Source organism: Geodermatophilus sp. CPCC 205761, assembly GCF_051383655.1.
Taxonomy (GTDB): Bacteria; Actinomycetota; Actinomycetes; order Mycobacteriales; family Geodermatophilaceae; genus Geodermatophilus.
Genome location: NZ_JALPKQ010000009.1, coordinates 26042 through 49956, shown reverse-complemented (window position 1 = coordinate 49956; position 23915 = coordinate 26042). Strand labels below are relative to the sequence as shown.

The 23915-nt window shown below is 74.3% G+C and carries 16 protein-coding genes and 1 tRNA gene; 3 read left to right on the top strand and 14 right to left on the bottom strand.

What is annotated here, in order from left to right; translation table 11 throughout:
- The first annotated feature begins 18 nt into the window (after window positions 1-18).
- Window positions 19-5613: a trypsin-like peptidase domain-containing protein gene (locus MY526_RS07475; protein ID WP_436703596.1), complete on the top strand. Its 5595-nt coding sequence runs from the start codon at window positions 19-21 to the stop codon at window positions 5611-5613.
- A gap of 592 nt (window positions 5614-6205) precedes the next feature.
- Here the strand turns inward: MY526_RS07475 and MY526_RS07470 are convergent.
- Window positions 6206-6278: transfer RNA gene (locus MY526_RS07470), tRNA-Asn, on the bottom strand.
- 136 nt (window positions 6279-6414) lie between these two features.
- Here MY526_RS07470 and MY526_RS07465 point away from each other — a divergent pair.
- A complete protein-coding gene (locus MY526_RS07465) occupies window positions 6415-6714 on the top strand; it encodes a hypothetical protein (RefSeq protein ID WP_436690726.1) in 300 nt (99 codons plus the stop codon).
- 12 nt (window positions 6715-6726) lie between these two features.
- Here the strand turns inward: MY526_RS07465 and MY526_RS07460 are convergent, their stop codons facing one another.
- The 11 genes from MY526_RS07460 to MY526_RS07410 all read right to left on the bottom strand — a co-directional run bounded on the left by MY526_RS07460 (window position 6727) and on the right by MY526_RS07410 (window position 19078).
- The gene (locus MY526_RS07460; RefSeq protein WP_436703595.1) at window positions 6727-7308 is read right to left on the bottom strand and encodes a hypothetical protein; all 582 of its coding nucleotides are present in this window, start codon (window positions 7306-7308) and stop codon (window positions 6727-6729) included.
- Window positions 7305-10133: a DNA primase gene (gene dnaG / locus MY526_RS07455; protein ID WP_436703594.1), complete on the bottom strand. Its 2829-nt coding sequence runs from the start codon at window positions 10131-10133 to the stop codon at window positions 7305-7307. The genes MY526_RS07460 and dnaG overlap by 4 nt, the downstream gene beginning before the upstream one ends.
- Complete coding sequence (locus MY526_RS07450; protein WP_436690720.1) at window positions 10133-10645, bottom strand: hypothetical protein; 513 nt, start codon at window positions 10643-10645, stop codon at window positions 10133-10135. Before MY526_RS07450 ends, dnaG begins: the two co-directional genes overlap by 1 nt.
- 13 nt (window positions 10646-10658) lie before the next feature.
- Window positions 10659-11288 (bottom strand): YdcF family protein, encoded by a 630-nt coding sequence (locus MY526_RS07445; RefSeq protein WP_436690718.1) that lies wholly within the window; start codon window positions 11286-11288, stop codon window positions 10659-10661.
- Window positions 11289-11456: 168 nt separating this feature from the next.
- Window positions 11457-14165: a pyruvate, phosphate dikinase gene (ppdK, locus tag MY526_RS07440; RefSeq protein WP_436690716.1), complete on the bottom strand. Its 2709-nt coding sequence runs from the start codon at window positions 14163-14165 to the stop codon at window positions 11457-11459.
- Between the two features lie 177 nt (window positions 14166-14342).
- Window positions 14343-14798, bottom strand: a complete 456-nt coding sequence (locus tag MY526_RS07435) for a hypothetical protein (RefSeq protein ID WP_436703593.1) — start codon at window positions 14796-14798, stop codon at window positions 14343-14345.
- A complete protein-coding gene (gene dusB, locus MY526_RS07430; protein ID WP_436703592.1) occupies window positions 14795-15967 on the bottom strand; it encodes a tRNA dihydrouridine synthase DusB in 1173 nt (390 codons plus the stop codon). Before dusB ends, MY526_RS07435 begins: the two co-directional genes overlap by 4 nt.
- A gap of 104 nt (window positions 15968-16071) precedes the next feature.
- Complete coding sequence (locus tag MY526_RS07425; RefSeq protein WP_436690710.1) at window positions 16072-17475, bottom strand: glycine--tRNA ligase; 1404 nt, start codon at window positions 17473-17475, stop codon at window positions 16072-16074.
- Between the two features lie 75 nt (window positions 17476-17550).
- Window positions 17551-17925: an HNH endonuclease gene (locus tag MY526_RS07420; protein WP_436690708.1), complete on the bottom strand. Its 375-nt coding sequence runs from the start codon at window positions 17923-17925 to the stop codon at window positions 17551-17553.
- A 57-nt stretch (window positions 17926-17982) separates the two neighbouring features.
- Complete coding sequence (locus MY526_RS07415) at window positions 17983-18258, bottom strand: antibiotic biosynthesis monooxygenase family protein (protein WP_436690706.1); 276 nt, start codon at window positions 18256-18258, stop codon at window positions 17983-17985.
- Window positions 18259-18280: 22 nt separating this feature from the next.
- Window positions 18281-19078, bottom strand: coding sequence for a hypothetical protein (locus MY526_RS07410; protein WP_436690704.1), 798 nt, complete (start codon window positions 19076-19078; stop codon window positions 18281-18283).
- A gap of 306 nt (window positions 19079-19384) precedes the next feature.
- Here MY526_RS07410 and MY526_RS07405 point away from each other — a divergent pair, with 306 nt between their 5' ends.
- On the top strand, window positions 19385-21142 hold the full coding sequence (locus MY526_RS07405; protein ID WP_436703591.1) for a serine/threonine-protein kinase: 1758 nt from the start codon (window positions 19385-19387) through the stop codon (window positions 21140-21142).
- Between the two features lie 117 nt (window positions 21143-21259).
- Here MY526_RS07405 and MY526_RS07400 read toward each other — a convergent pair whose 3' ends face one another.
- Both MY526_RS07400 and MY526_RS07395 read right to left on the bottom strand, forming a co-directional pair.
- Window positions 21260-22102 carry a serine/threonine-protein kinase gene (locus tag MY526_RS07400; protein WP_436690700.1) on the bottom strand — a complete coding sequence of 281 codons (843 nt, stop codon included), beginning with the start codon at window positions 22100-22102 and terminating at the stop codon, window positions 21260-21262.
- Between the two features lie 163 nt (window positions 22103-22265).
- The gene (locus MY526_RS07395; protein WP_436703590.1) at window positions 22266-23711 is read right to left on the bottom strand and encodes an FHA domain-containing protein; all 1446 of its coding nucleotides are present in this window, start codon (window positions 23709-23711) and stop codon (window positions 22266-22268) included.
- Window positions 23712-23915 lie beyond the last annotated feature (204 nt).

Genomic DNA, 23915 nt, shown 5'->3' with positions numbered 1-23915 from the left:
GGACTCCGTGCCGAGCAGGTGACCGAGATCCTGGTCGGCCGGCACGACGGAACGCTGAGTTACGGCACCGGCTACCAGCTCTCCCCGCACCTCGTCCTGACCGCGCGGCACGTGCTCGACGACGCCGCCACCGTCGACGTCCGCTTCTTCCCCGGGGCCACCCGCGGCGAGGAGATCCGCGGCGAGGTCGCCTGGGCAGGCGCGACCGCCGACCTGGCGCTGGTGCGGCTCACCCGCCCCTTCGGCACCGAGGATCTGAGCTCGCCCGAGCTGGGCGACCTCCCCGCCCTCGTGGCGCGGGCCGTGCCCTTTCAGGCCCTGGGCTTTCCGACCTTCTCGACCAAGCCCGGCGCCACCACGACCGTGCGCGACACCGCGTCGGTCACCGGCGAGATCCCGCCGCTGGCCAACGCGAAGACCGGGCGGCTCCAGCTCCGCGCCGACGTGCCCGAGGGCATCCGCGGTGAGGACTGGACCGGCTTCTCCGGCGCCGCGATCTTCGCCCACGACCGGCTGGTCGGCCTGGTCGCCGAGGTCGAGCCCGGTGGCTTCCTCACCGCGGTGCGGCTCGCCGCGGTCTTCGAGGAGCACGACACCGCGTTCGCACGCGACCGCGAGGCCGGCGAGAACGTCGCCGTGCTCCGGCAGTTGCTGGCCGACGACGGTCTCGCCGTCCGCTTCGTTCCCGCCCGCCGGCCCACCACGCAGACCGACTTCGTCCGCTGGCTCGACGCCCGCAGCCCCCGGCTGGAGGGGCGCGACACGGAGATCGAGGAGCTGCGCGCCTTCACCCTGTCCGATCGCCCGTTCGCCTGGTGGACGGCCGATCCGTGGTCCGGCAAGACCACGCTCGCGGCCCACACCGCCGCGCATCCGGTCGACGGCGTCGACGTCGTCTCCTTCTTCTTCTCCCGCGCCCGGGCGACGACCGAGATCCGCCGCTTCCTCGAGTCGGTCTGCGAGCAACTGGCCGCGCTGCTCGACCGGGAGGCGCCGCGCGAGCAGGGGCACGAGGCGTTCGTCAGCCTCTGGCAGCAGGCGCAGGCCCATCAGCAACGCCTCGGCCGGCACCTCGTCCTGCTCGTCGACGGCGCCGACGAGGCAGAGGATCCCGGGCGGCTGCTCGGGCTGCTCCCGCCCGACCGCCTGCCGTCTACGCACGTGCTCGTCTTCAGCCGGCGCAACGTCCACCTCCCCGCCCGTCGCTCCGAGCACCCCCTCCTCGACGAGCGCCGCACGCCGCGGCGCCCACTGCGCGCGAGCCCGTTCGCGACCGGGCGGCAACAGGCGGCCGAGGACGACCTCGAGGAATACCTCGACGACCCGGCGGCGCGCACAATGCTGTGCCTGCTGGCGGCGGCCGGCCCGCTCACCGTGAACGAGGCCGCCGCCCTCGCCAAGGAGGACTCGCCCGCGACCGGCGAGTACGAGGTCCGGCGGGTGTTCGAGCGCGTGGCGGCGCGGATCGTGGAGCCGATCCCGCTTGGCGGCGAGACGCGCTTCGCCTTCCAGCACAGCACCCTGCGGGAGGCCACCGCCGGCGCACTCGCCGACCGCATCCCCGCGCTGCGCACCCGCATCCACGAGTGGGCGGCCGGCTACGCCGCCGCGGGCTGGCCCGACAACACGCCCGACTACCTCGCCGACGGCTACCCCCAGTTGCTGCAGGAACTGCGCGAGGCGGAGCTCCTCACCCGGCTCGTGTCGGTGCCACGCATCCGCTTCCTCACCGCCCGGCAGGGCAGCACCCACGGCGCCCTTCGCGAGATCGATGCGGCGCTGGCCACCTGGTGCGCCGCTCCACGCGTTCGGCTCGACGCCGTGGCGGTCCTGGCCGTGGCCCGCGAGAAGCTGCGCACCCCCATCGGCCGGTGCCCCGTCGACGTCGCCCTCGGCTGGGTCCGCGCCGGGGACTGGCGGCGGGCGCACGAGCTCGCCGAGTGGCTGGAGGGGACGGCGAAGGCGCGGGCCCTCGCGGCGGTGGCGGTCGCCGCCTGGCGCGCGGGCAGCACCGACGAGGCCGTCGCCCTCGCCCGTGGCGTTCCCGATCCCGAGATCCGCTGCGACTGCTTCGCCGACCTGCTGGCCGCGGCGACCGGGGCGGAGCAGACCCGGCTAGCTCTGCTGCAGGACGCCGTGGTCGTGGCGAACGAGCTCTCCCATCCGCACGAGCGCGCGGTCCGCCTCGCGCGGATCGCGCTCACCGTGCGGACGTGGGCACCGGCGCCGGAGCTGGCGATGCTGCTGCGCGACTGCGCGTCCCTGGCGCGCAGCGGCGGGTCCCCGTGGCGGCAGGGCACCGCTCTCTCCGCCGCCGCCGAGGCGGCCGCCGCTCTGGGCGAGATCGGCCTGGCCGGCGACCTGGTCTCCGCCGTCCTCGACAAGCACCAGCAGGGCCAGGCAGCGCTGGCCGTGGCCGCGCAACTGGCTCCCGCCGGGCACGACGTGTCGCTCCTGCTGACCGTCGTCGAGCGGGCGGCCGACGACCAGCCCCCGGCAAAGGCCGCGACGCTGCTGGCCCGTGCAGCCGCCCTGCCCGGGACGCCGCAGGACCGGGCAACCGCCCTCCGCCGTCGGGCCGAGGAGTTGGCCTTCGGCGTTCCCGATCCACAGAGCCGGAACCTGCTCATCGCCACACTCGTCGAGTACGGCGCTGCCGATGTGCCGGCACTGGTCCGCGCGGTCACGGCGGCCGCGCGGGCGGAACAGCACGGCTCCTCGCGGGTCCGCGCGCTCAGCGCACTGGCCCTGGCCGTCGGTCGGCGCGACTCCGCCGTCCTCGCCGCCGACCTGCTCGAGTCGGCCGTCGAGGAACTGGACGGCGAAGGCGACCCCGCCCGGCGGGAGAAGGCCGCAGTGCTCGTCGGCGAGGCCGCCGCGAGCCTGGGCCGCGTCGAGGCGGTCACCGCGGCGCTCGGCCGCATCGCATCCGCGGCGCATCGGGCGCGGGTGCTCGCTCGACTGGCCGCCGTCCTGGCGGCTCGGAGCGACCGCGCCGCGGCCGAGACGGCGGCGCGGGCCCGCGCCGAGGCGCTGGCCGTGCCCCCCGGTGTCGATCGGCCCGTCACGCTGGCCCAGGTGGCCGTGGACGTGCCGGCCCACCGGCAGGAGCTGCTCGCCGCCGCGGAGGAGAGCGTCTCGCCCGAGGACGACGGGGTGTGGCGGTCGGCCGCCTTGGCGGCCGTCGCCCAGCACCGTGCCGCGGCAGGCGACCTCGGTTCGGCCGGGCTGGCCATCGCCGCCGTTCCCCTCGAAGAACACCGCCGGAACGCGCTGTCCGCCGTCCTCCTGACGTCCGCAGCCGAAGCGGACGTCGAGTGGTCCCTGGCGGTCGTCAGGTCCGAGAACTCATCGCCGGCGGCGCTGGCCGCGGTGGCGCGCGCCGCGCTGGCGTCCGGCCGCCGCGCTCCGGCTGCCGAGCTGGCCCGCCGGCTGCCGGACCGCGACGAGCGCCGGCGCTTGCTGGAGGCGGTGGTGCGCGCCATGCTCGAGGCCGGGGAGTGGGACGGCGCGATCGGGACCGTGGCGGCGGAGGAGGATCGGGCGTCGGGCGACCACCTGCGCCGGGTCGTCGCCATGCACGCCGCCTCGACCGGCCACGAGGACGAGGCCGTCGCGCTGGTTGGCCAGATCGACGACCTCGAGACCCGCGATGACGTGCTGGCCACCGTGGTCGCGGCCTACGCCGGGCGCGGGGACCTGGAGCGAGCCCTGCGGACGGCGGCCGGGTTGCAGACCCGGTCGACGTCAGCCCGGGCCCTGACCGAGCTCGCATGCCGCAGCGTCGAACTGGGCCGGGCAGAGGAGGCGACCGAGATCCTCCGCCGCGCCATGGAGACCCTCAAGGGCACACCGGACGCCGTTGCGCAGGAGACGGCCGCCCTGCTCCGGTTCTACGCCGCCGCCGGCCTCGAGCGGGCGCTGCCGATCGCCGACAGCTTCGGCCAGCCGGTCCGGGGCATTCTCGTCACCGCCCTCGCCGGCGCCGCGGTGGACCGGTCGGCCCTCGGCGACTGCGTCGCGATCATCCCCCGCCTGGACCGCGACGAGCAGCAGCGCCACCTGGCCCGCACGGCGCGGCTCGCGCTTCAGCTGGGCGACTACGTCCAGGCCGCGACGCTGACCGCGCGCTCGCTGCCGACCGTGCGCCGCCGGAACTTCCTCGACGTCCTCCAGGCCGCCGTCCATGCCGGTGACGACGCAGCCGCGCTGCGGGTCGCGAGATCGATCGAAGAGCACGAGGGGCCGGAGGCGGTCACGGAGGCCGCCCGCATCGTGCAGCGGGACCTGGACCGCTTCGACCTGGCCGAGCGCATCGCCCGGGCCATCGAGGAGCCCGGATGGCGGCAGCGAGCCCTGGCCGCCGTTGCCGTCGAGGCCTGCGGAGTGGGCAGGGTGGACGACGCCCTGGCCCTGCTCGCCGCCACGGGGATCGCCACGAGCCGGCCGGAGGTCCTGGTCGAGTGCGCCCGGCGGGTCGGGGATCGCGGATCGGCGCCGCTGGTGGCGGACCTCCGGCGGACCACGGCGTCGCCGGCGACGCGCGCCGCGATCAGCGAGGCGGCCGCGGAGGCGGCGCTGGATCGCGGGCACGACGTCGCCGCGCGCGAGATCGTCGAGGCCGCCCTTGCTGAACCCGCCGAGGAGCGGGACGTCGAACGCCTCGAGACGGTGCTGGTGCGCGTGTTGTTCGAGGCGAACTTCGCGAACGAGACGACGTCGGCGCCGCGCGCCGTCTCACCGGCCACGCCGGAGCCGCGCGCCGGCCTGCCGGCCGCAGCGCCGGAGCCGGAGGCGGAGGAGACGGGCGGCGCGCTACCGGCCGTCCTGGGGGCGCGGAGCGAGACGAGCGCCACCGTGCCGGCGCCTTCTCGCGGCAGCACACGGCTGTCGACCGAGGCTGACTTCTACGCCGCGGTGGTCGACCAGGCCCTATCCGACGACCGGGTGGGGCTGGCGCGGGCCGCGGCCCAGGCGCCCCGGGACCTCCAGGAGCGAAGCGCGCTGTACCGGGTGATCGTGGCCTGGCTGTGCGCCCACCACGACTACTCGGAGGCGGCGCGGACGGCGCGGCGGATCGAGCACGTGCAGGTGCAGGCCGACACCCTGGCCTCGGTGGCGGAGCAGGCCGCGCAGGCGGGGCTCTTCGCGGAGGCGGCCGAAGTGGCGCGCACCATCTCCGTCCGGAGCGTGCGCCGGCGCTCCCTCGACGTGGTCGCTCGCGCGGCCACGGCGCTCGGCGACTACGGCCTGGCGCTGCGCTGCGTGGGCAGCCCGACCGAGGCGTCGGACCACGTCGACCTTCTCGGCACCCTGCTGGCCGACACGATGGAGAAGCGCGACGACTGGCTGGCCGCCGAGACGGCGCGACGGGCGGCCGAACTGCTCGTGATCGGTACCGCGACGGCGGGCGCAGGCGGGATCGCCGGCGTCGTCGGCGACCTGCGAGTGCGCCGGCCCGGCGCCGAGGGCCGATTCGTGGCGCACCTGCTGCGGGCGCGCGTCACCCCCGAACTCTGCGCCGTCGCAACGGATGTGGATCCGGACGCCGCCCGGCCGCTGATCGCAGAGCTGACCGTCGGCGACCTCCGGCTGGCAAGCGTCGAGACATGAGTTGGGGCGGGCAGGTCGTTCGCCCTGGATCAGCGCGGTGAGCATCGCCCCGGCCGAGACGCTGGTCAGGTTGACCGCGACCGACGGCAGCTTGATCGAGGCATCTCCGAGAATCAGCTCCGGCCGCGTGACCTCGCGCGTTCGGTCGGCCATCAGCTGCACCCGGTAGCGGGTCAGCATCCGCGACCGGCCGATATCCGGCGGCGGAACCAGCGACGAACGCAGCAGCCCCCACTCCAGGGTCGAGAACGTCCGCGTCTCCGCGCGCCGGCCACTCCGGGGGCCGGGTGTGCGCTCGCAGACCGTCAGCGTCGCCTTGCCGATGTCGAGTCAGGCGACCCGCTCGTACAGAACTTCCATGAGGTTCCCCTGCTCCGGTCGATCGCCGATCAAGATCCCGAGGCATCAGACCTTCGTGCCGGCGGGCCGGGCGACGCCCACACGCGGGGGCTCGAGGTCGCGGCACCCTCGCCCACGGCTACGGGCCCTCACCCACCACCACGACCGGGGGCTGACCAGATGACGAGAAGTGGGGAAAACGGGGTGAGTCAGCCGCGCTAACGCCAGGACCGGCCGCTGACCTGCGGCTTTGCTCCCCCGATTGGACTCGAACCAATAACCCTGCGATTAACAGTCGCATGCTCTGCCAATTGAGCTACGGGGGACCGGCGGGACGGACCCGCACGCCTCGTCGAGGGTACCTCACACGCCCGAGGGCCCTGCGCAGGGTCCCTCGCGTCGCGCGTCACACCCGGTCACGGCTACCGTGATCACTCAATCTTCGAGTCCAGGAGGTCTCCCGTGGCGAAGCTGTCCTTCCTCGCCGGCTTCGGTGCCGGGTACGTGCTCGGCGCGAAGGCCGGGCGTGAGCGTTACGAGCAGATCCGCAGGTCGTGGGAGAACGCCAAGGACAACCCGCAGCTGCAGGGTGTGGCCGGCATGGCCCAGGCCCGGGCGGACGCGGTGGTGAACTCGGTCAAGGCGCGCATGGGCCGCGACACCTCCGACACCCGACCCACGCCGAGCCCGTCCCCCACGACCGGCGCCTCGGCGACCGGACCATCGACGACCGGCCCCGCGGGGACCCCGCCGATGCCCTGACCCTCCCCGGGGTCAGATCACCTGGTCGGCGGCGACCGCCTCGGCGAGCTTCTGCCGGGCGGCGTCCCGCGCCACCGGGTCGCTGCGGTCGGCGTCGTCGTCGAACACGACGGTCCACTCCCGCTCCGCCTGACCGGGCACCCGCCGGGCGACGAGCACGACCTCGCCGCGGCCGGGCAGCGGCGTACGCCGGCTGGCCACCACCGTCTGGTCCACCCGCCGGCGGACGACGGCCGGCAGGTCGCCCGCGTCGCTGAGCGCATGCCGCTCCACGGGCAGCCGGGCCTGCACGCCGGGCTCCACCTCGGTCAGCGGGGTCACCTCGAAGCGGCCGCCGCCGTCGCCGGTCGCCGTCCACCGGGCCGAGGCGACCTCGTGCCACGGCAGGACGCCGACGTCGCCCGCCTCGGTCAGCGACAGGTCGGCCGGCACCCGGCGCAGGCCGCGCGAGGTCGCGGCCAGCCAGCCCTGGTCACGGACGAGCGTCCCCCAGGCGAGGACCCGCTCGTCGGGGTCGGCCGACGCGACGACGACCGCGCGCACCAGCTCGGGCGGCCGGGCGAACCGCCGTCGCACCGCGTCGAGGAGGTTCACTGGGCCAGCCCGCCCATCGCCCGCTGCCGCAGCGAGATGGCCTGCTGCTCGAGCGCCATGAGCTGCCCGAACGCCTTCATGTACTCGTCAGCGGCCTCGACCGGGTTCATCCGCTGCAGCCGGCCCTTGAGCGCGGCCACCCGGCGGACGGTGTGCATCTCCTCCAGCCGCGCCAGCACCGCGCTGACGTACACCGCGTCCGCCTCGTGCGCCGAACGCAGCGGTTCCACGGCGAGCGCGGTGAGCTGGGCGCGGGCGGTGTCGCTCGGGCAGTGCGCGGCGACCTCGTCCAGCCACGCCGGACCGGTGACCCGGGCCGCCGCCGCTCCCCCGGTGCCGGCGACCGCCGCCGCCACCGCCGCGTAGTCCGGGTCGGTGTAGGCCTCGACCGGGATCGCGTCGAACGACGGACCGGCCAGCTCGGGCACCTGCAACGCCGTCTTCACCGCCTCCCGCTCCACCGCCACCGCGATGTCGTCCGGCGACCGCCGGGGCGTGCGGGCGCGGGACCGTTGCGGCGCGGCCCCCTCCCCCGTCAGCCGGCGCATCCGCTCGAGCACCTCGGCCTCGTCGATGTTCCCGATCATCCCGGCCAGCTGGCGGGCGTAGGCCGGCCGCAGCGCGTGGTCCTTGATCTGGGCGACCAGCGGAACGGTCTTCTCCAGCGCGGCGACCCGGCCCTCGACGGTGTCCAGGTCGTAGCCGGCGAGCGTCGTCTTCAGCACGAAGGCGATCAGCGGCGTCCGCCGGGCCACGAGGTCGCGGACCGCGGCGTCGCCGTGCGCCTGGCGCAGCTCGCAGGGGTCGCGGCCGTCCTGCTCGACGGCGACGAAGGTCTGGCCGACGAAGCGCTGGTCCTCGGCGAAGGTCTTCATCGCCGCGGCCTGTCCCGCGGCGTCGCCGTCGAAGGTGTAGATGACCTCGCCGCGGAACTCGTCCTGGTCCATGAGCAGCCGGCGCAGCACGCCGATGTGCTCGGCGCCGAATGCGGTGCCGCAGGACGCGACCGCCGTCGTCACCCCGGCCAGGTGGCAGGCCATGACGTCGGTGTAGCCCTCGACCACCACGGCCTGGTGCCGGCGGGCGATGTCCCGCTTGGCGCGGTCGACGCCGTACAGCACGGTGCTCTTCTTGTAGAGCGGCGTCTCGGGGGTGTTGAGGTACTTCGGGCCCTGGTCGTCGTCCATCAGCTTGCGGGCGCCGAAGCCGATGACGTCGCCGGTGATGTCGCGGATCGGCCACACCAGCCGGCGGTGGAACCGGTCGATGAGCGAGCCGCGGGAGGACTCCTTGGCCAGCCCGGCCGTGACCAGCTCCGGCTGGGTGAAGCCCTTGGCGCGCAGGTGGCGGGTCAGCGCGTCCCAGCCGCCGGGCGCGAAGCCGCAGCCGAAGTCGAGCGCCACTTGCCGGTCGAAACCACGGTCGGCGAGGAACTGCCGGGCCGGTGCCGCCTCCGGCGAACCGAGCTGCTCGGCGTAGAAGGCCGCGGCCGCGGTGTTGGCCGCGACCAGCCGGGCGCGCTGGCCGACCTGCGTCCGGTCGGGGCCACCCGTCGGACGGCCGCCGTCGTCCTCGTAGTGCAGTTCGAGATTGGCCCGCCCGGCCAGCAGTTCGACCGCTTCAGAGAAGGACAAGTGGTCGATCTGCTGGATGAAGGAAATGACGTCGCCACCGACTCCGCAACCGAAACAGTTCCCGGTGAGGATGTTGTCCTCGAGGGTGAAGGCGTGCGTGCCGGGCACCTCCGCGCAGTAGACCTCCTCGACGCGATCGGACCACTCGACCGATCGGACGACCCACCGCTTTCGCTCGTACGCCTTTCGGTTGGCGAGGATGCGCTCGCGATGGTGGGTCAACAGGAAGAACGAGTCGGGCAGCCCCTTGGTCATGAAGCGCACGTTGTGGATGTCGCTCATGACGCCGTCGATGCCCAGCCGGGTCTGTTTGGCCACCCCGTAGGTGCCGATGCCGAGCCGGGTGCACAGGGTGCGGACGTACTCCAGGTCGTCGACCCGCGCCGAGTTGAGGATCGCGTCCCCGTCTTCAGCCACGCAGCCGTCGGCTGCGAAGTAGCCGGCGAGCCAACCGAGGAGATACGCGGCGTCCTCATCGAGTGCCGGACGCTCGTCCTTGAAGTGAGCAGGAAGCCCGTAGTACTTGGTGACACCCTCTCCTACCCAGCTCCTGCAACCGGCGAAGTACTGCGCGAGCTCTGCGTCCTTGTCACCGAAGAGGTTCGCAATGGACCCGGCACCGTTTCGTGTGCCGTCGCCGTAGACCAGTCCGCGGGCGATCCCGAAGGGCGAAGGGCGCGTCGCCGGGTTGAGGACCCGGCTCATCGGGAAGGACGGCGACAGTTGGTCGCCGGGCCGCAGGTCCTTGGTGAGTTTCTCTCGGCGGTCCTGCCGGAGTCGGCCGGAGGGCACGAACCAGCGGTGCTCGTCGGTGGCGTGGACGACCTTGGTCCGTCCGTTGCGGGTCAGCGTGAGCTTCATGAGCCGGTGCACGCCGTACGACCTGAACGGCGCTTCGACCCAGCCCCCATCTCCGTTGAGAACGCGGACGGTCTTCCCGGCGAGCTCCCGGATCGGGACTGTGCCGTCCTCGGTGAGCACCCCTGTCTCGCCGGCGAGGCAGTGGTAGAGATTTCGTGCCGGTGTGACGTGGAAGGAAGGCGATTTCTCGTCGTGGAAAGGGCAGAGTCCCTTCAGGCTCCCGCCACCCGCGCGCTTGAGCTGCAGGTGCTCGCCCACGATCTCGTCGATCTTGCTCCGCTCGCGGACCAGCGCGATGTCCGCGGCCCGGATGCGTCCCCGCCCGGCCATCAGCTGCCTCCTGCCGCGGCGACCCCGCCGGCGATCGCGACCGTCGCCGCCGCCTGGTCGCGGCGGGTCATCACCAGCCCCAGCCACAGCAGGAACACCTGCTGGTCGAGCGGCAGCGACTCGTCGGCGGTCAGGGTCTGACGGGGCGACCACCCGCCCGTCGTCCCGGTCTCGGCGATCACCCGGCCGTCGACGAGGTAGCGGTGCCCGCCCTTCCAGCGCGACACCACCTCCGACCGCACCGGCGTCCCCGCCAGGTCGGCCTCCCAGGTGCCCTTCCAGAACGACGCCTGCCAGGCCCGCAGCCGGGCGGCGTCCTCCGGGTCGACCGACCAGCGGCCGACGAGCTCGCGCTTGCGCTTGGTGAGCACCCACTCGCGGTCGCCGACGACGGCCGTGGCCGCCTCCTTCCAGTTCGAGGCCCGCAGCGTGGCGACGACGGCGCCGTCGCGCAGCACGGGCAGCACGCCCTTCCCGGTGCCGGACGAGCCGGCCTTGCCCAGTTCCAGCACAGGTCCTCCTCGCTCAGCCGATCCCGGGTGCGCCGGCGACGCTCTCCCCGGTCACCCGGTAGAGCAGGTAGGCCGCCGTCTCGCGGAGGATGTACCGGAACTGCGTGGTGCGGGTCTGCACCGCCGGGCCCTGCCGGGTCGGCGAGCTGTCGGCGGCGATGCCGGCGTCCTCGGCCATCCGCTCCGCGCGCATGGCGTGCCACGGGTCGGTCACCAGCACCGCGGAGGCCCAGCCGCGCTCGTCGAACGCCGTGGCCACGGCGCGCATGCTCTCCAGCGTGTCCACGCCCTGCTCGACGGCCAGCAGCGACTCGGCCGGGACGCCGGACTCCTGCAGGTAGTCCCGCCCCGCCTCGGCCTCGGTGAACTGGTCGCCGGCGGCCTTGCCACCGACGGTCACGATCACCGGCGCGACGCCGTTCTCGTACAGCCGCAGCGCGTGCTCCAACCGGGCCTCGAAGATCGACGAGGGGACGCCGTTGTACTGCGCCGACCCGAGCACCACGATCGCGTCCGACGCCGGTCGGGAGTCATGCCGCGCCGTCCACCAGATCGCCGTCGCGGTCGAGACCACCAGCAGGAAGAACGCGAGCACGAGAGCTCCGACGACCCGGCCGACCAGGCTCCCTGCGCGCACCCCCACGCGTCATGGGTACCACGCCGCCCTGTCGGAACGGGGGCCCTGGGGACGGTGTGCCGGACCACGTCCTCCCGGTGCCCGCTGGCCCCCGCCGATCATCGGCGAGTGGCTGCCCGACACGCGGACGGGCACCGCCACCCGCCGATGATCACGCGGCCGGGGCGGCCGTGCTCAGGACCCGGCGCGATCGGCTCCCAGCGCGGCGCGGCCGGCCTCCAGCCGGGCCACCGGCACCCGGAACGGCGAGCAGGAGACGTAGTCCAGCCCGACCTCGTGGAAGAAGTGCACCGAGTCCGGGTCGCCGCCGTGCTCGCCGCAGACGCCCAGCTTGAGGTCGGGACGGACGCGCCGCCCGCCCTCGACGCCGATCTCGACCAGCCGGCCGACCCCCTCGCGGTCCAGCGACTCGAACGGCGAGACGCCGAAGATCCCCTTGTCCAGGTAGGCGTGGAAGAACGCCGCCTCGACGTCGTCCCGGGAGAAGCCCCACGTCATCTGGGTGAGGTCGTTGGTGCCGAAGGAGAAGAAGTCCGCCGACTGGGCGATCTCCTCCGCGGTCAGCGCGGCCCGCGGCACCTCGATCATCGTGCCGACCAGCGCGTGCAGGTCGACCCCGTGCCGGTCGCAGACGTCGGCGAGCACCCGGTCGGCCTCCTCGCGGATCGCCTCCAGCTCCTGCACGGCGCCGACCAGCGGGATCATCACCTCCGGCCGCGGATCGCCGCCGGCCTTCTTCCGCTCGCAGGCCGCCTCGGCGATCGCCTTCACCTGCATGGCGAACAGCCCGGGCACGACCAGCCCCAGCCGGACGCCGCGCAGCCCCAGCATCGGGTTCTGCTCGTGCAGCCGGCGGACGGCGGCCAGCAGCCGCAGCTGCCCCTCGTCGTGGTGACCCTCCGCCTCGGCCACCGCGACCCGCACCGAGAGCTCGGTGAGGTCGGGGAGGAACTCGTGCAGCGGCGGGTCGAGCAGCCGGACGGTCACCGGCAGCCCGTCCATCTCCTCGAAGATCTCCAGGAAGTCCTGCTTCTGCAGCGGCTCCAGCGCGTCGAGGGCGGCCTGCCGCTCGTCGTCCCCCTCCGCCAGGATCAGCTTCTCCACCAGCTGCCGTCGGTCGCCGAGGAACATGTGCTCGGTCCGGCACAGGCCGGTGCCGTGGGCGCCGAAGCGGCGCGCCCGGGCGGAGTCCTCCGGGGTGTCGGCGTTGGTGCGCACGTCCATCCGCCGCCGGGAGTCGGCGTGCGCGAGGATCCGGTGCACGCTGCGCACCAGGTCGTCGGCCTCGTCGGAGCCGGGGTCGATCTCGCCCTCGAAGTAGCGGACGACCGACGACGGCTCGACCGGCACCTCGCCCAGCCAGACCCGTCCGGTGGAGCCGTCGATGGAGATGACGTCGCCCTCGCCGACCACCGTCCCGCCCGGCGCGGTGAACTGCCGGGCCTTGGTGTCGACCTGCAGCTCCTCGGCGCCGCACACGCACGTCTTGCCCATGCCGCGGGCGACGACGGCGGCGTGCGAGGTCTTGCCGCCGCGGCTGGTCAGCACACCCTCGGCGGCGATCATGCCGGCCAGGTCGTCGGGGTTGGTCTCCCGCCGGACCAGCACCACCTTCTCGCCGCGCTGCGCCCACTCGACGGCGGTCTCGGACGCGAAGACCGCCCGGCCGACGGCGGCGCCCGGGGAGGCGTTCATGCCCTGGGTCAGCTGGGTGGCGTTCCCGCCGGAGACGAACCGCGGGAACATCAGCTGGGCCAGCTGATCGCCGGTCACCCGCCGGACCGCCTCGTCCATGTCGATGAGTCCCTCGTCGACCAGCTGGGTGGCGATCACGAACGCCGCCGCCGCCGTCCGCTTCCCGACGCGGGTCTGCAGCATCCAGAGCTTGTTGCGCTCGACGGTGAACTCGATGTCGCACAGGTCGCGGTAGTGCGACTCAAGCGTCGCCATCGTGTCGAGCAGCTCGCGGTAGGCGCCCTCGTCGATCCGCTCCAGGTCGGTGAGCGGCACGGTGTTGCGGATGCCGGCGACGACGTCCTCCCCCTGCGCGTTCTGCAGGTAGTCGCCGTACACGCCCTGCGCGCCGCTGCCGGGGTCCCGCGTGAACGCCACCCCGGTGCCGGAGTCGGCACCCAGGTTGCCGAACACCATCGCGACGACGTTCACCGCGGTGCCGGCGTCGCCGGGGATCCGCTCGCGGCGGCGGTAGATGATCGCGCGGTCGGCGTTCCAGGAGTCGAAGACGGCGTTGATCGCCATGTCCAGCTGCTCGCGCGGGTCCATCGGGAAGCCGCGGCCGCACGCCTCCTGGACGATCGCCTTGAACCGGCCGACGACGTCCTCCAGGTGCTCGGCGTCGAGGTCCAGGTCGAGGTCGGTGCCCTGTTCGCGCTTGACCTCGTCGAGGGCGTGCTCGAACAGCTCCCCGTCGATGCCGAGCACGGTCTTGCCGAACATCTGGATGAGCCGCCGGTAGGAGTCCCACGCGAAGCGCTCGCTGCCCGACTGCGCGGCCAGCCCCTGCACCGACTCGTCGTTGAGGCCGACGTTGAGGACGGTCTCCATCATCCCGGGCATGGACGCCGCGGCTCCCGACCGCACCGACACCAGCAGGGGGTCCGACGGGTCGCCGAGCGTCTTGCCCATCGCCTTCTCCAGCGCGGTCAGGTGCTCGGTCACCTGGTCGGCCAGCTCCGGCGGGGTGCTGCCGTGCTCGAGGTAGTGGCGGCAGGCGTCGGTCGTGATCGTGAAGCCGGGCGGCACCGGCAGCCCGAGGTTGGTCATCTCCGCCAGGTTGGCGCCCTTGCCGCCGAGCAGGTCCTTCTGCTCCTTGTTGCCCTGGCTGAAGTCGTAGACCCACGTCTGTCCACCGGTTCCGCCCACCGTGCACCTCCGCGCTCGTCAGCCGGCCGTCGTCCACGCGCCGGGAGCAGACGTCTCATACGTCCTGTTGAGCGCGATCCTGGCTCAGTCGGGCGGGGACGCGCCAGCCCGCCGGCCCCGTTGACGGCACTGGACACCGGGTCCGGCGAACGCGGGGGGCTCTGATGGCCCGCCCGCTCAGCCCGCCGTGGTGCCGCAGACCCGCGGGCCGTCCTCGCTGACCACGGTCAGGACCGAGGTGCTGCCGTCGGACCAGGCGACCTCCACCCGCTGCACCGGCTCGCCGCCGGCCTCGGCGGCGGCGGTACCGGCGACCTCGCCGTCCCCGCCGGCGGCGTACTCGCCGGGCACCTGCTGGGCCTCGATGCGTCCCCGCTCCTCCTCGCAGAGCAGCTGGTGGGCGGTGTCGACGTCGTCCTGCGCCAGCGCCTGGAGGAACACGCCGGTGACCTGGCGGGCCTGCTCCTCGGGGGTGCCCTTCACCAGCGGCAGCCCCACGGCCATCCCCACGGCGACCGCGACCGTGCCGCCGAGGATTGCGAGGATGAGCCCGCGGGCTGCCCGCGGGGTGCCGGTGTGCAGCGGCGCCGGGTCGTCGTCGTAGAGGTAGGGCCCTTGCGTCCCGCCGCTCACCCGCCGCTCACACTCAGCTCGGCCCCGGCCGGCGGCCGGGGGTCGTCGCGGTCGGCCAGCCAGCCCTCGGGCAGCGCAACCGGCCGCGGCGGCGAGGTGCGGCCGCGCGGGCCGCCGAGCACCGCCGTCGGGTACGGCTGGTCGGGGATGCCGGCCAGCAGGCCGGCGAGCTCGTCGAGCGAGCTGACCATCGCCAGCGCGCGGCGGACGTCGGAGCCGACCGAGAAGCCCTTGAGGTACCAGGCGACGTGCTTGCGGAAGTCGGTGCAGCCGTGCCGCTCGCCCTGCTCCTCCGACAGCAGCGCGGCGTGCCGGTGCATCACCGCGGCGACCTCGCGGAGGGTCGGCAGCGCGCGCCGCGGCTCCCCGGCGAAGGCGGCGGCGAGGTCGCCGAACAGCCACGGCCGGCCCAGGCAGCCGCGGCCGATGACGACGCCGGCGCACCCGGTCTCGGCGACCATGCGCAGGGCGTCGTCGGCCTCCCAGACGTCGCCGTTGCCCAGCACCGGGATGTCCACGGCCTCCACCAGCCGGGCGATCGGCGCCCAGTCCGCGGTGCCGCTGTACAGCTGGTCGGCGGTGCGCCCGTGCAGGGTGATGGCCGCGGCGCCCTCGTCCTGGGCGATCCGCCCGGCGTCGAGGTAGGTGACGTGGTCGGCGTCGATGCCGATCCGCGTCTTGACGGTGATCGGCACGTCGCGGGCGGCGGCGACGGCGGCCCGCACGATGTCGCGGAAGAGGACCCGCCGCCACGGCAGCGCCGATCCCCCGCCCTTGCGGGTCACCTTGGGCACCGGGCACCCGAAGTTCAGGTCGACGTGCGCCGGCCGGGTGCCGGCGACGCCCTCGTCGACCAGCATCTCCACGGCCCGCCCGACGGTGGCCGGGTCGACGCCGTAGAGCTGGACGGAGAACGCGTCCTTCTCGTCGGGGGTGGCCCGCACCATCTGCAGCGTCTTCTCGCTGCGCTCCACCAGCGCCCGCGTGGTGATCATCTCGCAGACGTAGAGCCCGGCCCCGAACTCCCGGCACAGCGTGCGGAACGCGGGGTTGGTGATGCCGGCCATCGGGGCGAGGACGACGGCGGGGTCGACGGTCAGCTCTCCGAGCCGCAGCGGAGCGGGGCCCGTCCCGGTGGACGGACCCCGCTCCAGCACGCTGCTGCTCACTCTGCCCAGGGTAGGCGGCGACGTGGATCACCCCGCGAACCGGACTTCCCGCGCCGGGAGTCCGGGAGGAGCGCCGTCAGTCTCCGCGGATGACGACGGACTGCTCAGCAGACGGGGAGGCGGGTCTTCAGGTAGGTCTCGACCTGGTCCAGGCCGATCCGCTCCTGGCTCATCGAGTCGCGCTCCCGCACGGTGACCGCGTCATCGGTGAGCGTGTCGAAGTCGACGGTGAGGCAGAACGGCGTCCCGATCTCGTCCTGCCGCCGGTAGCGGCGGCCGATGGCGCCGGCGTCGTCGAAGTCGACGTTCCAGCTCTGCCGCAGCGTGGCCGCCAGGTCCCGCGCCTTGGGCGAGAGGTCGGCGTTGCGCGACAGTGGCAGGACGGCGGCCTTCACCGGCGCCAGCCGCGGGTCCAGCCGCAGCACCGTGCGGGTGTCGACGCCGCCCTTGGCGTTGGGCGCCTCGTCCTCGGTGTAGGCCTCGACCAGGAACGCCATCAGCGAGCGGGTCAGCCCGGCGGCCGGCTCGATGACGTACGGCGTCCAGCGGGTGTTGCTGCCCTGGTCGAAGTAGGTGAGGTCGGCGCCGGAGTGCTCCGAGTGCGTCTTGAGGTCGAAGTCGGTGCGGTTGGCGATGCCCTCGAGCTCACCCCACTCCGAGCCCTGGAAGCCGAAGCGGTACTCGATGTCGACGGTGCGCGTCGAGTAGTGCGACAGCTTCTCCTTCGGGTGCTCGAAGTGCCGCAGGTTGTCCCGGGAGATGCCGAGGTCGGTGTACCAGCGGGTGCGCTCGTCGATCCAGTACTGGTGCCACTCCTCGTCGGTGCCGGGCTCGACGAAGAACTCCATCTCCATCTGCTCGAACTCGCGGGTCCGGAAGATGAAGTTGCCGGGGGTGATCTCGTTGCGGAACGACTTGCCGATCTGGCCGATGCCGAACGGCGGCTTCTTCCGCGCCGCGCCCATGACCTGGGCGAAGTTCACGAAGATGCCCTGCGCGGTCTCCGGGCGCAGGTAGTGCAGCCCGGACTCGTCCTCGACCGGGCCCAGGTACGTCTTGAGCATCATGTTGAAGTCGCGCGGCTCGGTCCACGCGCCCTTCGTGCCGCAGTTCGGGCAGCTGATGTCGGCCAGGCCGTTCTCGGGCAGCCGGCCCTTGCGGGCCTCGAAGTCCTCCTCGAGGTGGTCGGCGCGGAACCGCTTGTGGCAGCTCTGGCACTCCGTCAGCGGGTCGGTGAAGACGCCGACGTGACCGGAGGCGACCCAGGTCTGGCGGGGCAGGATGACCGAGGAGTCCAGGCCGACGATGTCGTCCCGGCTCTGGACGACGGTCCGCCACCACTGCCGCTTGATGTTCTCCTTGAGCTCGACGCCCAGGGGGCCGTAGTCCCAGGCGGAGCGGGTGCCGCCGTAGATCTCCCCCGACGGGAACACGAAGCCCCGTCGCTTGCAGAGGTTGACCACCTTGTCGAGGCGGGCGGGGTCGTGCTTGGCGGTGCTCTCGCTCACGGCGGGGGGCTCCATCCGGCTGGCGGTCGGCGGTTGACCCGTCCACGGTAGTTGCGCCCCCGCGGAGCCCTTCGGTCAGCCGCCGGGTTCGTCCTCCGGCCCGGGGGCGAACAGCAGGGCCAGCGCCGCCCCGACCTCCGCGTGGCGGACCAGGAAGGCGCGTTCGTCGAGCCGCTTGCGCCGCAGCCAGCCGGTCACCTCGTCGTTGCACTTGCTGGCGTTGCAGGAACTGCACGCCGGCGCGATGTTGTCGAGGGTGTAGCGACCGCCGCGGGAGATCGGCAGGACGCAGTCGCGCTGCAGCGGCGTGCCGGTCGCACCGCAGTACGCGCAGCCACCCCAGGCCGCCTGGAGCGCCGTCCACTGCGCGGGGCTGAGGTCGTGCTCGACGCGCGCCATCCGGCGCTTCCGCTTGCGCGCGCTCCTCGCCCTGCGTGTCTGTCCGACCACGCGGGCAGCGTATGGCCGGCCGGCCGTCCGGCCGGCGTGACACCCGCGTCGTCCCGTTCAGTCGGTGAGGTAGGCGCCCGGCTCGTCGAGCGCGTGCACCCAGACCGGCGCTCCGGCGATCTTCACCTCGGCGGCCGAGAGCGCGCGGCGGTAGGCGCCGACGCCGTCCCAGCGGGTGACCAGCGCCCACAGCGCCGGGTCGTCCGCGGACCGGCCCAGCTCGCCGTCGCGGAAGCCCGGCCGCGCGGCGAGGGCGGCCAGCAGCGCCGCGACGTCGGTGGCCAGGGTGCCGGCGTCCTGCTCCGGCACGCGCAGGCGGGTCACCGCGAACACGGGGGCCTCCCCGTCCTCGCGCTCACGCGAAACCGCAGACGGTCAGTGCCTGGTCGACGCCGACGAGCACCTCGGCGGGGGTCCCGCCGGTCGTCGTGACGTCGAAGCTGACGACGTCCAGACCGCTGCCGGGGTCGTGGACGATGCCGGTGCTCTGCCCGCCGGAGATCGTCTCGCCGGCGAGGACGCGGTCGTAGAAGAACGCGGTCAGGTACTCCTCCGGCGTCTGCCCGGTGCCGGCCGAGGCCGAGACCGCCTCGTCCTGGAGCGTGGCGCAGGAGAGTGCGAAGACGGTGCCGACGTCGAACTCCAGGATGCCGTTCATGAACGTCACGGCGACGTCGCCCGAGCCGGGGTACCGCCCCTCGTCGGCACCGGCCTGCGACCGGGGCTCGACGGCCCCGCCGGTGCCGCCGCCGGGGTTCCCGGCCGGCGGCACGCTCGCCCCGCCGGGGATCGACGGGGGCGCGGCACCCTCGGTGTCCATCCCCGTCTCGATCGCGGGCGACGACGTGGACGCCGACGTGGAGCCGCCGGCGGTGCCGGCCCCCTCGTCGCCGCCGCCGAGCCGGACGAACAGCAGCACGCCGATCCCCGCGAGCACGACCACGAGCGCGGCCACCAGCCACGGCAGCGCGCCCCGCTTCTCCGGCGGCTGCCCGGACCCGCCGGGGCCCGGGCCGAAGGGGCCCGGGCCGAAGGGGCCGGAGGGGCCTCCGGGGCCGGGTTGCCCGTACGGGCCCGGCTGGCCGTACGTGCCCGGCTGCCCGTAGGGAGCGGGCGGCCCCGGCCGGCCGTAGGAACCTGGAGGCTGGCTCATGGTGCGTCTCGTCCGATCGTCTGCGGAGGCGCGAGGCGCCCGGAAGGACCCTGGCCGGGTCCGGAGCACGTGCAAGGTAGTGACGGGCGGGCCGGACGCCTACCGGTTCGGCCGCCGCGCGCGGTCACAGCTGCGTCACGAAGCGCGGCGGCCGGCACGCCCCGGACGCCGTCCGGCAGGCCGGCACCCGGCTGCGGCCGGGCCGCTGGTCGCCGGACCGATACGTCCCTAGACTCCGCCGACGTCCGCGCGGGCACCGGCAGCGACGAGCGCCTCCGCGGCGGCACACGGAGGGGCTCGGAGACGGTGGATCTGCAACAGTTCGGCGCCTATCGGATCGAGGCCCTGCTGGGTCGCGGCGGCATGGGCGAGGTCTACCGCGCGTTCGACACCGAGCACGACCGCGTGGTGGCGCTCAAGGTCCTCTCCGAGCACCTCGCCGCCGACGCGGGCTACCGCGAGCGGTTCCGCCGCGAGGCGCACCTGGCCGCCCGGCTGAACGAGCCGCACATCGTCCCCATTCACCGCTTCGGCGAGATCGACGGCCGGCTGTTCCTCGACATGCGCCTGGTGCCGGGCCGCGACGTCGCCGCCGTGCTGGCCGAGGAGGGGCCGATGGACCCCGCCCGCGCCGTGTCGGTGATCAGCCAGACCGCCCGGGCGCTGGACGCCGCGCACGCCGACGGCCTCGTGCACCGCGACGTCAAGCCGTCGAACATCCTGCTCAGCGGGCAGGGCGAGGACGAGTTCGTCCACCTCGTCGACTTCGGCATCGCCCGCTCCACGAACGACTCCTCCGGCCCCTCCCTGACCCGGACCGGCGCGGCGCTCGGCTCGTTCGACTACATGGCGCCCGAGCGCTTCCTGGAGCAGCCGATCGACCAGCGGGTCGACGTCTACGCGCTGGCCTGCGTGCTGTTCGAGTGCCTCACCGGCCGCCGGCCGTTCACCGGCGACGGCCTGGCCACGCTCATGTTCGCGCACCTCAACAACGAGCCCGAGGCGCCGTCCGCCGTCCGCCCCGGCCTCCCTCCGGCGCTGGACGCCGTGGTGCGGAAGGGCCTGGCGAAGGACCGCGATCAGCGGTACGGCAGCTGTGGCGAGCTCGCCGCCGCCGCCCGCGCCGCCCTCAAGGAGTCCGGGGTGACGCCGCAGCACGTGCCCTCCGCTCCCCCGACCTCGATCACCCCGATGCCGTTCACCCCGCAGACGATCGGCTTCTCCCACCCCGGTGGCTACGGCCCGCCGTCCGACCCCGGCGGCTACGGGCCGCCGTCCCATCCCGGTGGCTACGGGCCGCCGTCGGACCCCGGCGGGTACGGGCCGCCGTCCGACCCCGGTCCACGCACCGGCTTCCCAGCGCCCGGCTACCCGCCGCCCGCCGGTCCCGGCGGCTACCCGGTCCCCGGCTCGCCCGCCCCGGGCGGCCGCACGCCCAACCGGCTGCCGCTGATCCTGGGCGCGGTCGCCGTGGCCGTCGTCGCCGTGGTCGTCGGGATCATCGCGCTGGCCCGCGGTGGCGACGAGCCGACCACCCCGGCGAGCAGCGACACCTCCACGTCGTCCTCCGCGGCCTCCTCGACCTCGACCTCGGCGTCGACGACGCCGGCGACCGATCCGCAGGACGAGCTGCTGGCGATCCTGCCCGGCGGCTTCGACCCGGCCGCCTGCCGGCCCGACACCGCGGGGGACGGCGAGCTGGCGGGTCTCGGCTGCGGCCCGGCCACCGCGCAGCCCGGCCCGACCGACTCGGCCTTCTACCTGTACGAGGACGCCGCGAAGCTCGACGAGGTCTTCCTGGCCGACATGGAGCGCAACGGGGTGACCCGGCTCGGGCAGGACCAGAACTGCCCGGACACCCAGGGCTACCAGCCGTACACGATCAACCAGCAGGACGCGGGCCAGGTCGCCTGCTACGTCGACGCGGACAACAACTCGTTCCTGATCTGGACCCAGGACGAGTACGGCGCCGAGGGCATCGTGGTGATCGCGAACGGCGGTCCCGAGGGGCTGCGCACGCTGGTCACGTGGTGGCTGGAGAACGCCAACAGCGACTTCGGCTGACCGGGTTCTCCTCAGGCATAGGAACCAATACCCACGTCACGGGGGCGAGGACGTGGGTATTGCTTCCTATGCCTCGTCAGCCCGCACGGCGGCGGGCGCCCCTCACGAGCCCGCCGGTCAGGCAGGAGCGGCCAGGGCGGCGCGGGCCAGCGCGTCGATCCGCTCGGCCACCTGCAGCGCCGTCGCCGGGCGGGTGCCGACCGGCGCGAGGCACTGGCGCACGAGCGCCTCCTCCTCCGCCGTCATGCCCGGCTGGATCCGCGGCTCGGCGCTCATCACCGTGCGGATGGCCTGCAGCGGCTCGCTGTCGGGCAGCTCGCCGTAGAGGCCGTTCCCGGTCAGCGCGCGGTGCAGGGTCGCACCGAGGGCGAACACCTCGGTGGCGCGGGACGGCCGCTCCCCCCGCAGCAGCGCGGGGTCGAGGAACTCCACCGACGCGGCGCTGGCCATGCCGGTCAGCGTCACGCCCGGGGTGAGGAACCGGGCCAGGCCGAGGTCGGAGAGCTTGCCGCCGTCCTCGGTGAGCAGGATGTTGCCGGGCTTGACGTCGCCGTGGGTCAGCCCCGCCTCGTGCAGGGCGTGCAGCGCCGACGCGGCGTGCGCGACGGCCCGCAGCACCTCTCCGCGCCGCAGCGGGCGGGCCGGCGCGGCCAGCGAGCCCAGCGGGCAGTACTCCATCGCGTACAGGAAGCTGTCCTGCAGGACGGCGTCGTAGACCCGCACCAGGTACGGCGAGCTGACCTGCGCGAAGGCCCGCAGCTCACGGACGCCGCGCTCGTAGGCCTGCTCGCTGTGGGTACCGGTGAACACCTTGACCGCGACGTACTCGTCGGGCAGCCCGAGCCGCGCCGGCGGGCGGGCCAGGTAGAACCGGCCGTTGTTGCCCTCGCCGAGCACCCGGATCACCTGGTAGTCCGCGATGGTTGCGGGCGCCGCGCCCACCAGGCCGACGGCATCCATCCGAAGTCCTCCCGGAACGTGTCTACCCCGTGGCAGCCGCGGCGACCGGACGGCGGCGGCAGCGGCCCAGTCTGCCGGGGCGTGGCCGGACCCGGAAGGGCGTCCACGGCCGCGTCGTCGCACCCCCCGGGGGCCGTCGAGGCCACGATGGCCCCTCGGCGGGTCAGTGACCGCCGTGCGGGAACTCGAAGACGAACTGTCGGCTGCCCATCCGCACGGCCATGCCGGGCAGCAGGTGGATCGGCTGCCCCGGGACCAGCGACGACCACGCGGGGGCCCCGCGCGGCGCGACCAGCGTGCCGTTGGCCGAGCCGGTGTCGACCAGGACGACGTCCCAGCCCTCGAGCCGGATCTCGGCGTGCCGCCGGCTCACCCCGCCGGTCTGGTCGACCACCAGCAGCGGCCGCAACTGGCCGGAGCGCACCCGGTCGTCGATCTCCGGCTCGCGGCCGAGCAGGTAGTCGGCATCCAGGCTGACCGTGGCGCCGTTGTCGAACAGGAGCAGGCCCAGCGGCGGGCGGACGCCCTCGACGAGAACCCCGCTCTGCTGCACCACCCGGACGCCGCACAGGGCACAGAAGGGCAGGCGCGGGTCGTTGAGGTGCCCGTTCTCGCAGAGGAAGCCCTTCGCCCGGGGCCGGGTGTCCTCGGGTTCCCGTACCAGGGCGGCCGGTGGCTGCTCGGTCGAGACGATGGGCAGCGGCGGCCGCGGCGGCTCGGCCTCGGAGGGAGCCGACAGGGAGACCGCGCGCAGCGGCGGCGGCAGCGCCACCGGCGGCGGGACGACGACGTCCGGTCCGGACGCGGCGTGCGGCCCGCGGGCCTGTGCGGCGGGGCCCTGCTCGTGCGGCGCGGACGCGGCGAGGGACGCCGGCGGCACCGGCGGGACGCCCGTGCCCGCCACCGGCGGCATCGCCGTCCCGGCAGCCGCGGGGTCCGGACCGGCGGGCACCGCCGCCGGGGACGGGAGCCGGACGGAGGCCGGGTGCGACGGCGCGTCCGGCGCGGGCGAGGGTGCCGGGGTAAGCACCGCCGCGGCCCCGGGGACCGTGCCCGCCATCAGGTCGGCCAGCGGGTGGGGGGCCATCTCCAGCGGTGCCCCGGCGGTGAGCCGCAGCGGAGCGGGAGGCCAGTCCACCAGGCGGTCGAGGAACGCGGTGCCGTCGGGCAGCCGTTCGCCGTCCTGCGGGGTCAGCCGAAGGCCGAGGTCGGGCACCTCGGCCACGCCCCGGCCGGCCAGCCCGATGGCGAGACCGTCCTCGGTGGCCCCGGCCACCGCGAAGGAGGGCGGCTCGCTGTGGGACGCCAGCCAGCCGCGCAGCTCCTCGTGCAGCCGCCGTCCTGGCGCGCGGCTGCCGGCGGCCGAGACGCGCCGGCACAGGTCGACCAGCTCGCCGACCCGCCGGTCACCGACCGGAACCGCAGGCGGAGGAGCCACCGGCGCGGCAGCCCAGCCGCCCAGGCGGACGGCGGGTGCCGGTGTCGCCGTCGCCTCGACGGCGACCACGAGCACGATGCCCGGCACCCGGACGACGAGGTCCGTCCCCGGGGCGATCGCGACCCCGACCTGGTCGAACGGCGGCACGGTGGCTCCGCTCGAGACGCTCACCAGACCAGCCACCCCGCCGTCGATGCGCCGTCGGTCCACGGGTCGGTCGCGGGCGACTGCTCAGGGAGGTCCGCGGGTGGAGCGGGTCGCGGGTCCTGGGCGTGCGGAGACGCGATGGTGCAGTCGCTCACGGGGATGGTCCGTCCTAGTCCGGGAGCCGCCACTGTCGAGCGAGGGACCGCCCGTGTCAACGGACCCGACGAC